The organism is Paenibacillus oleatilyticus, from assembly GCF_018998565.1.
In the GTDB taxonomy this organism is placed as follows: Bacteria; Bacillota; Bacilli; order Paenibacillales; family NBRC-103111; genus Paenibacillus_G; species Paenibacillus_G oleatilyticus.
Window position 1 is genome coordinate 1 of the sequence record NZ_JAHNZO010000201.1, and the last position, 323, is coordinate 323.

1 protein-coding gene is annotated in these 323 nt (G+C 44.0%); it reads left to right on the top strand.

Annotated features, from left to right (window positions below):
* Nucleotides 1-15 precede the first annotated feature (15 nt).
* Nucleotides 16-323 (top strand): IS110 family transposase (locus tag KQX66_RS39175; protein ID WP_216798459.1); only part of this gene is annotated, 308 nt, incomplete at its 3' end.

Genomic DNA, 323 nt, shown 5'->3' on the forward strand with positions numbered 1-323 from the left:
GGAGGCGCTCTTATTATGAAGTTTAAACAAAGTGACAAACAAAATCAACGTATTGAAAAAATTACAACCGACCATCTGGTTATCGGCATCGATATTGCCAAGTTTTCTCATGTTGCCCGTACTGTCGATTTTCGTGGGATTGAACGTGGCCACTATCTTGCCTTCTCTAACGATCACAACGGCTTTAAAAACCTCTTCCAATGGATACAAGCTGTAATGGATCAGCATCACAAAACGAAGGTGCTTATCGGTGTTGAGCCCACCGGGCATTACTGGCTCAATCTCGCCTTCTGGCTTCAAGAAAGGCAACTCGAGCTTGTTCT